Annotated in this window: 11 protein-coding genes; 1 reads left to right on the top strand and 10 read right to left on the bottom strand. The window is 70.7% G+C overall.

The annotated features are described in order from the left end of the window. The first annotated feature begins 669 nt into the window (after nucleotides 1-669). The gene (locus AB0F88_RS26705) at nucleotides 670-3,030 is read left to right on the top strand and encodes a molybdopterin-dependent oxidoreductase (RefSeq protein WP_362689502.1); all 2,361 of its coding nucleotides are present in this window, start codon (nucleotides 670-672) and stop codon (nucleotides 3,028-3,030) included. A 59-nt stretch (nucleotides 3,031-3,089) separates the two neighbouring features. On the opposite strand, the gene AB0F88_RS26700 is transcribed toward AB0F88_RS26705, so the two are convergent. The 10 genes from AB0F88_RS26700 to AB0F88_RS26655 all read right to left on the bottom strand — a co-directional run bounded on the left by AB0F88_RS26700 (nucleotide 3,090) and on the right by AB0F88_RS26655 (nucleotide 13,192). Next, complete coding sequence (locus AB0F88_RS26700; protein ID WP_362689499.1) at nucleotides 3,090-3,272, bottom strand: hypothetical protein; 183 nt, start codon at nucleotides 3,270-3,272, stop codon at nucleotides 3,090-3,092. Between the two features lie 22 nt (nucleotides 3,273-3,294). Then, a complete protein-coding gene (locus AB0F88_RS26695) occupies nucleotides 3,295-4,251 on the bottom strand; it encodes a GNAT family N-acetyltransferase (RefSeq protein WP_362689496.1) in 957 nt (318 codons plus the stop codon). Beyond that, complete coding sequence (locus tag AB0F88_RS26690) at nucleotides 4,248-4,643, bottom strand: metalloregulator ArsR/SmtB family transcription factor (RefSeq protein ID WP_362689493.1); 396 nt, start codon at nucleotides 4,641-4,643, stop codon at nucleotides 4,248-4,250. The genes AB0F88_RS26695 and AB0F88_RS26690 overlap by 4 nt, the downstream gene beginning before the upstream one ends. 65 nt (nucleotides 4,644-4,708) lie before the next feature. Next, nucleotides 4,709-7,006, bottom strand: coding sequence for a heavy metal translocating P-type ATPase (locus AB0F88_RS26685; RefSeq protein WP_362689597.1), 2,298 nt, complete (start codon nucleotides 7,004-7,006; stop codon nucleotides 4,709-4,711). Between the two features lie 182 nt (nucleotides 7,007-7,188). Next, on the bottom strand, nucleotides 7,189-7,410 hold the full coding sequence (locus AB0F88_RS26680; protein WP_362689490.1) for a heavy metal-associated domain-containing protein: 222 nt from the start codon (nucleotides 7,408-7,410) through the stop codon (nucleotides 7,189-7,191). 63 nt (nucleotides 7,411-7,473) lie between these two features. Beyond that, on the bottom strand, nucleotides 7,474-8,697 hold the full coding sequence (locus tag AB0F88_RS26675; RefSeq protein WP_362689487.1) for a pyridoxal phosphate-dependent aminotransferase: 1,224 nt from the start codon (nucleotides 8,695-8,697) through the stop codon (nucleotides 7,474-7,476). A gap of 10 nt (nucleotides 8,698-8,707) precedes the next feature. Beyond that, the gene (locus AB0F88_RS26670; protein WP_362689485.1) at nucleotides 8,708-9,133 is read right to left on the bottom strand and encodes a FixH family protein; all 426 of its coding nucleotides are present in this window, start codon (nucleotides 9,131-9,133) and stop codon (nucleotides 8,708-8,710) included. Nucleotides 9,134-9,197: 64 nt separating this feature from the next. Further along, nucleotides 9,198-9,482 carry a hypothetical protein gene (locus AB0F88_RS26665; protein ID WP_362689482.1) on the bottom strand — a complete coding sequence of 95 codons (285 nt, stop codon included), beginning with the start codon at nucleotides 9,480-9,482 and terminating at the stop codon, nucleotides 9,198-9,200. A gap of 4 nt (nucleotides 9,483-9,486) precedes the next feature. Beyond that, on the bottom strand, nucleotides 9,487-11,397 hold the full coding sequence (locus AB0F88_RS26660; RefSeq protein ID WP_362689479.1) for an ABC transporter ATP-binding protein: 1,911 nt from the start codon (nucleotides 11,395-11,397) through the stop codon (nucleotides 9,487-9,489). Further along, nucleotides 11,390-13,192: an ABC transporter ATP-binding protein gene (locus tag AB0F88_RS26655; protein WP_362689476.1), complete on the bottom strand. Its 1,803-nt coding sequence runs from the start codon at nucleotides 13,190-13,192 to the stop codon at nucleotides 11,390-11,392. Before AB0F88_RS26655 ends, AB0F88_RS26660 begins: the two co-directional genes overlap by 8 nt. Nucleotides 13,193-13,369: the final 177 nt, after the last annotated feature.

Raw genomic sequence — 13,369 nt, 5'->3', positions numbered from 1 at the left:
ACGATAATCGATGAAAGGTTGCCCGGCAACGAGGGTGCGCGCCGGGCAGGTCACCCCTCGACGACCTCCCGCCCTCTTCGCCGATCCGGGCGGCGCGTCGCGGCGCCGCCGCCCGCACGGCCCTCTCAGGTGACGTAGCGTCGCGAGGTCGTCGTCCGAACCACCGACGACACGCAGCCGGCCCGCACGCGGGCGCACCGGCCGGGTTCTCGCGCTGGCACCAAGGTGCCAGGCAACTTGCTGCCTGGCCGGACCACTTTCCCGGAATGGGGCCGGTCACAAGAGTGGTGCCATACGACACTGCGATCCCTTAAGTGGGGCACCGCGACAACGACCTCGTTCACGCATCGAATCCAATCGATTCACGGAGAATTCACAAAGTTTTCACAAGCCATGGATGCGGCAATTCCGACCGCGTTCGCGATCGCCGTGCGAAACGTCACGGCGCTTGCCACTCCGCGAGAGTTTCATTGCGACGGGAGAACTTCCTCAGTGGAGCAGGACAACACACTTCCCGCAGATCATCGAGGTGTCACGCGGCGCGGGGTACTGCGAGGCGCGATGCTCGCCGGCGCCGGAACCGCCGCGGGGGGCGTCCCGGGCCTCGTCCCCTACACAGGTCAGGCCGCGTTCGCCGCAGCGGCACCGCTCCCGGGCCGGGAGTCCACCATGCCGGACTTCACCGCGGGATCGGCGGCGCTGACCCCTGATCGCGTGGTCAACGGCGCCTGCCAGTTCTGTAACAGCAACTGCCGGATTCAGGTCTCCCTGAAACTGGGACGGGTATTGGAGATCCGCGGTGAGCGGGCGGATCCGGTGCAGGATGGAAACCTGTGCGTCAAGGCCCCCATGATGACCGAGCTGGTCTACAACCCGCTGCGCCTCACCACGCCGCTTCGCCGTGTTTCCGGCCGGAAAGGCGATCCCGACAGCCGTTTCGCCCCCATTTCCTGGGACGAGGCCCTGGACGTCGTCGCGCGGCGCTGGCTCGCCCTGCGTGACGCCGGAGAGGCCCGCGCCATCGCCAACCGGACCAGCGGCCGTCTGCCCCGGGGCACCGGCTCGCTCGCCTCCCGGGTCTTCGCCCTGCTGGGCAGCCCCAACGACACCGACGTCGGCCCGGTGTGCAACGACGCCGGCGGCAACGCCCTGGCCACCACGTTCGGGCTGGGAAACTTCACCAACGGCTACGGCGTCGACGGCGCGACCGGCAAGGAGGATCTCGGCGCGGCGAAGTTCTTCCTCTTCCTGGGCACCAACCAGGGCGAGACACACCCGGTGACCTTCGCCCACCTGCTGCACGAACGCGAACGCACCGGGGCGCGCCTGGTGGTCGTGGACCCGCGCAGCACCCCCACCACCGAGCAGGCGGACCAGTGGGTGGCTCCCAAGCCGCACACCGACTTCGCCCTCGCCCTGGGCATGCTGCACCACATCGTCACCACCGGCCGCCACGACAAGGCCTTCGTCGAGCGGTGGGTGCTCGGCTTCGACAAGCTGCGCGAGCACCTGGTGGCGCGGGGCTACACCCCCGAATGGGCGGCCGGCGTCACCGGCGTCCCCGCCGAGACGATCCGGCGGCTGGCGGTCGACTACGCGACCACCCGGCCCGCCGCGATCTTCTGCAACGCCGGCATATCCCATCAGCTGGGAGCGTTCGACACCTACCGCACCTTGGCGATGCTCGCCGCGGTGACCGGCAACATCGGCGTGCCCGGCGGCGGCTGCAACTTCATGCACAACACCTGGCCCGGCGGGCTGGATCTGCCCCCGCTGAAGGTCACACCCCCCGCCCGGGGCCCGGCGCTGCCCGTCGGCCCCGACTCCTTCGCGGAATCGATCCTGACCGGCCACCCCTACCGCCTCAAGGCGATCATGACGGAGGGCAACCCGCTCATCAGCTCGGCCAACACCGGCAAAGTGCGCGAGGCCTTCGCCAAGCTGGACTTCTACGTCTACACGGGCCTGTTCATGGAGGAGGCCGCCTACTACGCCGACATCATCCTGCCCGTCTGCAGCGGCCTGGAGTTCGAAGGCGTCTACATGCGCCGCGACGACCGTGCCATCCGCTGGCAGGACGCCGCGGTGGAACGGGTCGGCCAGGCACGCTCCGACACCGAGGTCTGGATCGACCTGGCCCACGCGCTCGGCCGTAACGACCGCCGCCGTCCCCGCTCGTACTGGACGGACGCCTTCCCCGTGGAGTGGAAGGACTACGGCACGCTGTGGGACACGTTCGTCGCCCACACCCCCGGGATGGCGGGCATGACCCGCCGGCGGCTGCGCGCGCGCAGCGAACCGCTGCGCTGGCCGTGCCCGAGCACCGACCACCCGGGGGTGAGCACGCTGTATCTCGACCACCCCAGCTGGTACAGGGCGGCTGAGTCGCTCGATCCGGCCAACCGCGGCAAGCGGTTCCTGACGGCGAGCGGCAAGGTCGAGATCTACACGCCGGAGCTGGAAAGCCGGCTCGCCCCGAGCGGGCACCACGCACTACCGGTCTTCTACACCCACCCCGAGGTGACGGGCGCACACCCGACCATCGCCTACGAGGACCGCTACATCACCAACCCGATCAATCCCGGGGCGCTCACCCGGCCGGTGCGCCTGGGCGTCGCCGGTTCCGACGCGGTCCACCGCAAGTACCCGCTCATGGGGATGACCGGCCGTCCCAGCGTGGTGCACTTCGCCTCCCTCACCCACTGGACTCCCACCGGCAAGCGGCTCAACGGCATTCGCCTGGTGCAGATCCACCCGGCCACCGCTCGCGGGCTCGGTATCGCCGACGGCGATGCGGTCGTGGTCGAGAGCCCGCGCGGCGCGGTGAGCGGCACCGCCCTGCTGGACGAGGGTATCCGCGCCGACACCGTCTACCTTCCCAACACCTTCGGGCCGGCCCAGCGGGTCGGTGACGGCTACGACGATCCCCGCTACGAGGCGGCCAACACCCTGATCGACGACCGCCTCTACGACAACCTCTCCGGCCAGCAGGCCTACAAGTGCTTCGCCTGCCGCGTCCGCAAGAAGTGACCCGGTGAACGCGGGACAGGCCGGCGGGGTTCACCCGCCGGCCTGTCCCGTTCCGGAATCTAGATCACTTCGTCTCCCCCGGTATCCGGGGCAGGGGAAAGGACGTCCCAGCCGGCCCCCGGAACGAGGGCCGGAAGGCGCAGGATGTCCCAGCCCGCGCCCCGCACGGATTCGCCGGTGAGCACGGTGAGCACGGTGAGCGCGTCGAGGTCGGGGCGCGCCAAGGTGGGCAGGTCGAGCATGGCCATCTCCGTAGGTGTCGGGTCAGCGGGTGGTGTCGAGCAGTGGCCTGTGAAGGTGGTGCAGTCGCACGCCGGTGAGGTAGGCCGGGCTGTAGGGCCGCAGGTCGAGCTCTTCGGCGAAGCTGAACATCTCCAGTCGCAGCGCCGCTCCGCGCTCCGGCCGGCCGTCGGGGCCGACGGCGTAGGCCAGGACGAAGGACGGGTCGGTGAGGGCACCGAGGTTGACGATCCGGTCGGCCTGGTCGGAGCCGGACGCGGGGTCGACGAGGTGGGAGGGCAGGGCGACGAATCCGAGGCGGCTCTTGAAACCGAACAGGCCCGGCTTGGTCAGGTGGCCGTACAGGTTGGGGTCGCTGCCCAGGCTCACCCAGGTGAACTCGCGCCGACGGGCCTCCTCGATGACCTCCATGTAGAGCAGGCGGGCCAGGCCGGTCGCGTGGTACCGGGGTGCCACCGCGCTGAACCGCGCTCGTACCTCGTCCTTGTCTCGCGACTGCAGGTTGAGGCACGCCCCGGCCAGTGTTTCGCCGTCCCACGCGCAGAGGGCGAAATACCGTTCGCCCTCGGCCAGGATCCGTTCGCGCTGCTGGACGGCGAGGAGCCACCCGTGCCGCATCGCGGTGACCTGGCTTTCGTACAGGGGCAGGAACTCCTCCAGCAGCTTCGGGGACACCGGGCGGACCTCGAAACGCAGCCCGGCGGCGAGGCCGCGGCGACGTGCCGCGAAGACGTTGCGCCTGTCCCTGCTGTTCAGGCCGTTGAGAAACTCCTCCTCGCTTCCCGCTGTGGCCGCGCGCCAGACGACGACCTGCGGCTTGGGAAGGAAGCCCGCGGCGGCGAGCTCCGTCCAGTGTTCGGCCGGCGGGTTTTGCACGCGTACGACGTCGACCTGGTGCCGGTGGCGTCTCCACTCGCCGCCGAGCGCCTCCTGGACGTCGACCACGGCCAGAGGCAGGCCGGCGACGGTCTTGAGGATCACCGTTGCTCGCCGTTCGTCTCGGTGGGCGCCGCCCGCGACAGGGCCGCCGCGTCCGCCGGTCCGTCTCGGGCTTCCAGCAGCCGGGACAGGTCGCTCAACGTCGAGGACACGGCGCGGTAGTAGACCCAGGTGCCGCGTCGCTCCGCGGTGATGAGCCCGGCCGCCCGCAGCACCTTCAGGTGGTAGGAGATCGTCGGGGACGACAGGTCGAAGTCACCGGACATGTCGCACACGCATACCTCGCGGTGGGGGTGCGAGGCGATCAGCGAGAGCAGTCGCAGGCGCACGGGATCCCCCAGCGCCTTGAACGTCTGGGCCAGATCCCCCGCCGCGGAGGGGCCCAGTGGTTCGCGCGCCAGCGGCGCGCACGCGTTGAACACGGCCGGATCCATGTGATGCTCCTGGCTCGCAGATGCCGCCCGGACCGGAGGGCGGCGGCTGCTCCCAGCCGCCGCCGTCACCCGTTTCCGCTCCCGCCGGTCGCCTGGAGCGCCCTGCCCGGGGCGGGCGCGCCGGCGGCCGGCGGCGCGGTGATCGGGCTCGGTGCGGACGCCGGGGCGCCCGCCTGGAAGCGGCGCAGTCTCAGGCTGTTGCTCAGCACGAACACGCTGGACATCGCCATGGCGGCCCCGGCGATCATCGGGTTCAGCATGCCCATCACGGCCAGGGGAACGGCGGCGACGTTGTAGGCGAAGGCCCAGAAAAGGTTGCCCTTGATTGTTTTCAGCGTGCGCCTGGACAGCCGTACCGCGTCCGCCGCCGCGCGCAGGTCTCCGCGTACGAGGGTGATGTCGCCGGCCTCGATGGCCGCGTCCGTGCCGGTGCCCATGGCGATGCCCAGGTCGGCCTGGGCCAGGGCGGCGGCGTCGTTGACTCCGTCGCCGACCATCGCCACGACCCGCCCGTCGTGCTGGAGCCGCCGGATCACGGCGACCTTGTCGGCGGGCATGACGTCGGATTCGACGTCGGTGATCGCGACCTGCGCGGCGACCGCCCGCGCGGCCCGCGCGTTGTCACCGGTCAGCAGGATCGGCGCGAGCCCGAGCCTGCGCATCCGGGCCACGGCCTCGGCGCTGGTCTCCTTGACGGTGTCGGCGACGACCAGCATGCCGCGCACCTGTCCCCGCCATCCGGCGAAGACCGGTGTCAGGCCGAGCTCTTCGGCCTCCTGGCGGCTTTCTTCCAGTTCGGCGGGCATCGACAGTTCCGAGCCCAGCCAGCCCGCCCGGCCGACGAGCACGGCCGTGCCGTCGACCTCGCCGCGCACGCCCAGGCCGGTGCTGCCTTCGAACGCGGTGACGGCGGGCAGGGGGCCGGCGCGGTCGCGCGCGGCGGCCGCGATGGCCTTGGCGATCGGATGCTCCGAGGCGTCCTCCAGCGCGCCGGCGAGCCTGAGCACCTCGTCGGCGTCCTGGCCGGGGGCCGCGACCACGTCGGCCAGGCGCATGGAGCCGGTGGTGACCGTCCCGGTCTTGTCCAAGACGATGGTGTCGATCCGGCGTGTCGACTCGAGGATCTCCGGGCCGCGGATGAGGATGCCCAGCTGGGCGCCGCGCCCGGTGCCGACGAGCAGCGCGGTCGGTGTCGCCAGGCCGAGCGCGCACGGGCAGGCGACGACGAGGACGGAGACGGCGGCGGTCAGCGCTGCGGCGACGTCCAGGCCGTTGCCGAGCCAGAATCCGAACGCCGCGACGGCGATCGCCACGACGACGGGGACGAACACCGCGGCGATGCGGTCGGCGAGGCGCTGCACGGGCGCCTTGCCGGCCTGTGCCTGTGTCACCAGCCGGGTGATCCGGGCGAGCCGGGTGTCGGCGCCGATTCGGGTCGCCCGGACGATCAGTCGCCCGCTGGCGTTGACGGTGGCGCCCGCGACGGTGTCCTGCGGCCCCACCTCGACCGGCACGCTCTCGCCGGTCAGCATGGAGGCGTCCACCGCGGAGGTGCCCTCGACGACGATTCCGTCGGTGGCGATCTTCTCGCCCGGCCGGACGACGAAGAGGTCGCCGACGGTGAGCCGGTCGACGGGCACGCGGGTCTCACGGTCGTTCCTGATCACCGCCACGTCCTTGGCGCCGAGTTCCAGCAGCGCCCGCAGGGCTGAGCCGGCGCGGCGTTTGGAGCGATGCTCGGCGTAGCGGCCGGCGAGGATGAAGACGGTGAGGCTGGCCGCCACCTCCAGGTAGATGTGGTGCAGCCCCTCCCCGGCGACGGGACGCATCACGAAAGGCATCTGCATTCCCGGCAGGCCCGCGTATCCGAAGAACAAGGCGTACAGCGACCAGCCGAACGCCGCGGTCACGCCCAGTGAGATGAGGGTGTCCATGGTGGCCGCGCCGTGCCGCAGGTTCTTGTAGGCCGCCACGTGGAAGGGCCATGCCCCCCAGGTCGCCACCGGGGCGGCGAGCGTCAGCGACAGCCACTGCCAGGAGGTGAACTGCAGCGGGGTGATCATCGCCATGGCGACGACCGGCACGCTGAGGGCTCCCGATATCGTCAGCCGCCGGCGCAGGGCGGCCAGGGTCTCGTCACCGGATTGCTCGGCGGAGTCCTCCTTGGAGGCGGCGGCGGGCTCGGGGGCCGGCAGGGCGGCGCTGTAGCCGAGTGCCTCCACCACGGCGATCAGGTCGTCCACCGAGACGCCGGCGTCGTGTTCGACGTGTGCCTGTTCGACGGCGAAGTTGACCTCGGCGCGCACGCCGTCCATGCGGTTGAGCTTGCGTTCGATGCGGGCCGAGCACGAGCCGCAGGTCATGCCGCCGATCAGCAGCGTGACCTCCGACCGGGTCGCGAGCCCCGGAGCCGATACCGACACCGCTCTCATCTCCTTTCCACGGGCCTACAGTTCCACCGGGGGTACGAAGGTTCCCAGGGCGTAGGCGAGCGCGAAGACCGCCGCCAGCAGCAGCAGGAATCCCGCGACCTTGACGCTGCTTCTCACGACAGGACTCCGGCGAAGCGGTATTTGGTCGTCTCCACCGCGGCCTGGACGGTTTCGGCGGGGACGGGGGCCGGTGCGCTGATCCGCACCTGGCCGGCCTGGAGGTCGATGTCGATGGCCTCAAGGCCGGGGATGGCGGCGTTGAGGGCGGTTCGCACTCGCTTGGCGCATCCGCCGCACGTCATGCCCTGCACCGCGTACGTGGTGACGACGCTCATGGGGTGGTCCTTTCCTGCCGGTGTCCGGGAGTCCGGGCGGGGAGTCGATCGGGGTGCCGGGACTCATCGCCCGGCCGTGGTGGCCCTGCTGCCGGGGATGGCGGCCAGGAAGTCGTGGATGCGCTTCAGCGCCTCGCGCAGCGTTTCGGGGCCGGCGACGTAGGAGATCCGGATGTGGTGCGGGGCGCCGAAGTCGGCGCCGGGGACGACGGCGACCTGTGTGGTGCGCAGGAGCTGTTCGGCGAAGGTCGCGGCGCTGTCGATCGCCTGGCCGTGCGCGCCGGGCCCGTAGGCGCCCGACACGTCGACGAAGGCGAAGAACGCTCCCTGGGGTTCGACGGCGAGCCGCAGTCCGGGCAGGGCGGCCAGGCCGTCACGCAGGATTCGCCGGCGTTCGTCCAGCGCGATGCCGCGCTGTCGTAGTTCGGCGGTCGGCTCCGCGCGCAGCACCGCCAGCGCGGCGTGCTGGGAGATCGAGGACGCGGCCGAGGTGGTGTGTCCCTGCAGGGCGGCCATTGCGGCGATCACGGGGGGTGGGGCGGCGGCGAACCCGACGCGCCATCCCGTCATCGCGAAGGTCTTCGACCATCCGCCGACCGTGACGGTCCGCTCCCGGATCGCGCGGCCCAAAGAGGCGACGCCGGTGAACTCGGCGCCGTCGTAGACGAGGTCGCCGTAGATCTCGTCGCTGACGATGGTCAGGTCAGCGCCCAGCGCCACGTCGGCCAGCGCCGCCAGTTGCGCCCGGGTGTAGACGACGCCGGTGGGGTTGGACGGGCTGTTGATCAGCAGCGCTTTGGTGCGCGGGGTGATCCGTTCGGCGACGGCTCGCGGCGTCAGTTTGAAACCGGTGTCGGCTCCGGTGGGGATGACGACCGGTGTCCCGCCGGCGAGGGTGATCATGTGAGGGAAGCTCACCCAGTACGGGGCCTGGATGATCACTTCGTCGCCCGGGTCCAGCAGGGTCGCGAAGGCGTTCGCGAGGGCCTGCTTGGCACCGTTGGTGATGATGATCTCCTGGGCGGTGCAGGGGGCGTTCCACATGCGCGCCAGTCGTGCGGCGACGGCCTGGCGCAGCGACGCGATGCCGGCGACCGCCGTGTAGCGGGTGAATCCCCGGTCGATCGCCTCGGTTCCGCCTTCGCACGCCTCGCGCGGCGTCGGGAAGTCGACCTCACCGCCGGTGAGGTTGATGACGTCGACGCCGTCTTCGGCGAGCTGTTTGGCGCGGGCGTCGAGCGCCGCCGTGCTCGACGGCGGCAGCTGCGCCGCACGACGACTCAGCATGGCCTTCCTCCTACCTGGCCCTGATGTTGAACCGGACCGCGGCCGGTGGTCCCGAGCCGTGGCCGATCTGGACGTTGATCGCCCAGTAGCCGGACATGCCCAGCACGAGCTTGGCCTCGTACCCATCTCCCTTGCGGGTGGCCGTCTGCTGGGCGCCGCCCATGTTCATGCTGGGCATGTCGTAGTCGACCTTCACCGTGGCGTCGGGGACGAGGGCTCCGGCGGAATCCTTGACGGTGAACTGCGCGGTGGTGGCCGTCCCGCCTTTGGCCGGGCAGGGATTGGTGGTGAACTGCACCGTGAGTCCGGCGTTCTGCTGCTGGGTGAGGCATTCGGCCGGCGACCTGGTGTCGTCGGCCCTGCTCTGCGCGCAGCCCGCCATGGTGACGATCGCGATGGCCGCGGCCGCCACGGCCCGGCGTGGGCGCCTGCTCATCACTTGCCTCCTGTCGTGGGTTTCTCGGTCGGTCCGGCGGGCGGTGCGCTGTCGGCAGGCGGGGCTATCCGCAGCACGAACTCTTCGCGGCCGGAGCTTTCCCGGCCTCGGCGACGGGGGCGGTGGCCGTCGTGGCCGCGGGCTTGGGGCCGCAGCACGAGGCCTTCGCCGCCGGGGCCGCACCGCCGGCGGCAGCGGCGGCGGGTTCGGTGGCGGTCGTCGCGGCGGGCTTGGGGCCGCAGCAGGAGCTCTTGGCCGCGGGCTTGGGCTCGGGCTTGGCGGTGGCCGCCGGCTCGCTCTGGGCGGCCGACCAGAACAGCTGGCCGAGGTTCTGCTCGGTGGTGGACATGGGATTACTTCCTTCCAGCGGGTTGGGCGGTGGTTTCTCCGGTCTGGACTTTGCACAGCTCGGCGAGGCGGCTGTCGCGGGTGAGCAGTTCCACCGGCGTGCCGGACTCGACGATCCGGCCCTCTTCGAGGACGAAGACGCGGTCGAGGTCTTCGACGAGGGTCAGCCAGTGGGCCACGACGATCGCGGTGCGTCCTTCCAGCAGCCGCCGGATCGCGGCCAGGACGGTCCGTTGCCGGGCCGGGTCCACGCTGGAGACCGCCTCGTCGAGGACGATCACTTTGGGGTTGGCGAGCATGGCGCGCGTCAGGGCGACGAGTTGCCGTTCCCCGGTGGACAGCCGCGATCCGCGCTCGCCCACCTTGGTCTGGTACCCGTCGCCGAGTTCGGCGATCACCTCGTGCGCGCCCAGCGCGCGGGCGGCCTCGACGATCTGCTCCTCGGTCGCCTCGGGGCGGCCGAAGCGGATGTTCTCCGCGACGGTCCCGTCGAAGAGCTGGGCCTCCTGGGTCACCAGCAGGATCTGCTCGCGCACGGAGGACTTGGTCACCTGCGACAGGTCGTGGCCGTCGATGTGGATCGTGCCCGAGGTGGGCGTGTAGAAGCGGACCAGCAGCTGCATGAGGGTGCTCTTGCCGGCGCCGCTGGCGCCGACGACGCCGACGTGCTCGCCGGGGCGGACCTCCAGCGACACGTCGTGCAGGACCTGGGTCCCGTCGTCGTAGCCGAATCCCACGTGGCCGATCTGCAGGTGGCCGCGAACCTCACTCAGCGGGTAGCCGGTGTCGTCCTCCCCGGGCAGGTCCAGCACCTCCAGGACGCGCTGGGCCGAGACCGCCATGTCGGAGGCCTGACCCAGCTGGTTGGCCACGTCGCGGACCGGGTTGAGCATCCGCTTGGAGAACAGGGCGAACGCGGCCAGGGTGCCCGCGGCCAGGGCGGCGCCCTGGGCCATGCCCATGGAGGCCATCATCGTGTCGGTGCCCAGCAGCATCCAGGTCATGGGCATCATGCCGGCGGCCAGGTCGAAGAAGAAGCCCGATCCGAGGGCGTGGCCGTTGATGATCTGCAGGCCGCCGAAGAAGATCAGCAGCGCCAGGGCGATGTGGACGGTGAAGCCGAGGTAGGAGGTCAGCCACAGCCGTTTGGTGGAGAGCCTGTTGTGGATGACGGTGTACTGGGCCGATCGCTGCTCCAGGTCGGCCATCATGCTGTCCTCGCGGCCGAAGGCGCGGATGTCGGCGAGGCCGTCGATGCGCTGGTTGAGGTAGCCGACCATGCCGTCCCACGCCTCGCGCTGGTGGCCGGTGTCGGCCTTGAGGTGACGGGTCCAGCGCAGCGCGATGAAGACCATGAGCGGGATGACCACGAGGGTCGGCAGGGCCACGCCGGGGCTGAGGGCGAGCAGGAACACCGCGAAGGCGATGAACCACACGGCGCTTTGCACGAGCTCCATGCCGGTCTTGGTGATGTAGCCGCGAAACCGCTCGGCCTCGAACAGCACCCGGGTGACCCACGTCCCGCTGGCCTGGGAGACGTGGCGTGACAGCTGGACGTTGTGCAGCCGGGTCACCAGGTCGTTGCGCAAGGTGACGGTGATGCGCTCGTTGACCCGGATCATCGCGAGGTTGTAGGTGATGCGGATGATGTTGTCCAGGACCGCGAGGATCACCAGGTTGATCGCCGTCTGGGCGACGGCCTCCATGTTGCCGGTGACGATGTGGCCCACGCCGAGCATCACGGCGTACATCTGGGCGATCGTCATGACGGAGCTGAGGATGGTCACCAGGGTCGCCAGGGCGATCCATCCGATGTGGGGTCTGAGGTAGGGAAGGAAGCGACGCACCGCCCGGCGCAGCGTCTGGTTGACCTCGCCCGGGTCGAGGGGTGCGGGTGGGGAGGCGATCTCAGCCATTGCCCTGGGCTCCTTCCTGTACGCCGGCGGGCGTCAGCGGCCGATCCGCCGCGTCGTCGCCCGTCGTGCCGCCCGTCGTGCCGCTCGCTGTGCCGCCCGTCGTGCCGCTCGTGGAGCCGGCCCGGTCGCCGGTCGCGTCGCCGGTGAGGGACTCGGGGGGCACCAGCACGCCGTTCTTGAGCGCGATGACGCGGTCGACGTAGCGGGCGACGGCGGGTTGCTGGGTGGCGATGATGAGCGTGCGGCCCTGCCGGACCCGCACGATGGTGTCGAGCAGCTCGGCCTCGGTCTCGGCGTCGAGGTTGGCGGTGGGGTTGTCCAGCAGCAGGACGGCGGGGTCGACCAGCAGGACGCGGGCCAGGCCCACCCGCTGGCGCTCCCCGGCCGAGAGGTCCACCGCGTCGGCGGCCAGCGTCCGGGTCAGCGGGAAGTCGCCCAGACCGGCGGCGTGTGCCGCGTCGGCGATCTGCTGCGCCGTCGCATCGGGGCGGGCGAAGCCGATGTTGTCGGCGAGTGTCCCCTCGAAGATCCATTGCCGTTGCGGCAGGGACACCACCTGTCGCCGTACCGATTCCAGGTCGTAGTCGCGCACGTCGACGCCGTCGTAGGCCACGACACCGGCCTGGGTGTCGCGCAGCCGGGCGAGCACGTGCAACAAGGTCGTCTTGCCGCCGCCGGTCGGCCCGATCAGCGCGACCGCCTCGCCGGCCCGCACGGTCAGGCTGACGTCGTCCAGGACGCGCCGTTCGCCGATCTCGACGACGATTCCGGTGGCCGACAGCGCACCGTCGGGTGCCGGCATGGACCGGGTCCGCGGCTCGACGGTCAGCACGGGCCGGGCGTCGACGATCCGCAGCAGCCGCTGCGCGATGACCACCGAGCGGAAGATCCCGTTCGCGTGCATGGTCACCATGTGCATGCTCATCTGGACCATCATGATCAGCGCGGTGAGCGCGACGAGGCTGCCCACGGTGATCTGGCCGTCGACGACCGCGCTTCCCCCCAGCCACAGGGCGATGGGGGTGGGCAGCGCGCCCACGACGTTGAGGATGGCCTCCCACCGGCTGTAGGTGGTCTTCATGCTGCCCCTGCGCGCCGAGAGCTCCTCGTTGATCTTCTGGAGCCGGCCGGAGGCGGCGTCCTCGCGGCCGAAGGACTTCACCACCCCGATGTTGGACAGGGACTCCCCCACGCCGGAGAGCAGGTTGGTGAACTGCCCTTTCACCTCGCCGAACACGCGCGACAGGCGTCCCTGGACGGTCAGATTGCCGATGATCACGATCACCAGGGGGATGGAGGCGACCAGCGTGGTGCGCACGTCGATCAGCAGCGCCACCAGGTACATCACCGAGGTGACGAGGATCTGGTTGAGCAGTTCCAGGATCCCGCCGTTGGTGAGACCGCGCACGAAGACCGCGTCGGAGACCAGGCGGGTCAGCGCCCGGCCGCCGGAGGCCTCGGCCGTGTCGGCGGGCCCCAGGCGCAGGAGCTTGCGAAAGAGGTCGTGGCGCAGGTCGTTGACGGCCCTGCTCGCGACGTTGAAGCGCAACTGCTTGCCCAGGTGCAGCAGCGCGGCCGAGAGCGCGCCGACGGCGAGGATCCCCAGGGCGATCCCGAGCAGCAGGCCGGGGTCGCCGCCCAGCACTCCGGCGTCGATCGCGACGCGGATGATCAGGGGAATGGCGATGGTGCTCAGCAGCCCGGCCAGCATGGTGGCCGTGGCCACGATCATCGCGCCGCGATAACGCAGCGGGTAGCCGTAGATGAAACGTAGCGCGTGAAGTGACTCTTTCACGTTCCTCTTCCTTCTGGCCGGGCCTGCGGCGTGCGGCGCGGTCCACGCCTTACCGGGTGCGGACCGCGCCTGATCACACGTGGTGGCCGTGGCCTAGTCGCAGCACGCACAGGCGCAGCTGCATTCGGCGCCGTCTTCCGCGGCGTCCTCGATACCGCTGGTCTCACAGCAGCCCGA

Origin of the sequence: Streptosporangium sp. NPDC023963, from assembly GCF_040639135.1 — a bacterium.
Lineage (GTDB): Bacteria > Actinomycetota > Actinomycetes > Streptosporangiales > Streptosporangiaceae > Streptosporangium.
The sequence above is the reverse complement of the archived record's forward strand: the minus strand, read 5'-3'. Positions and strand labels throughout refer to the sequence as shown.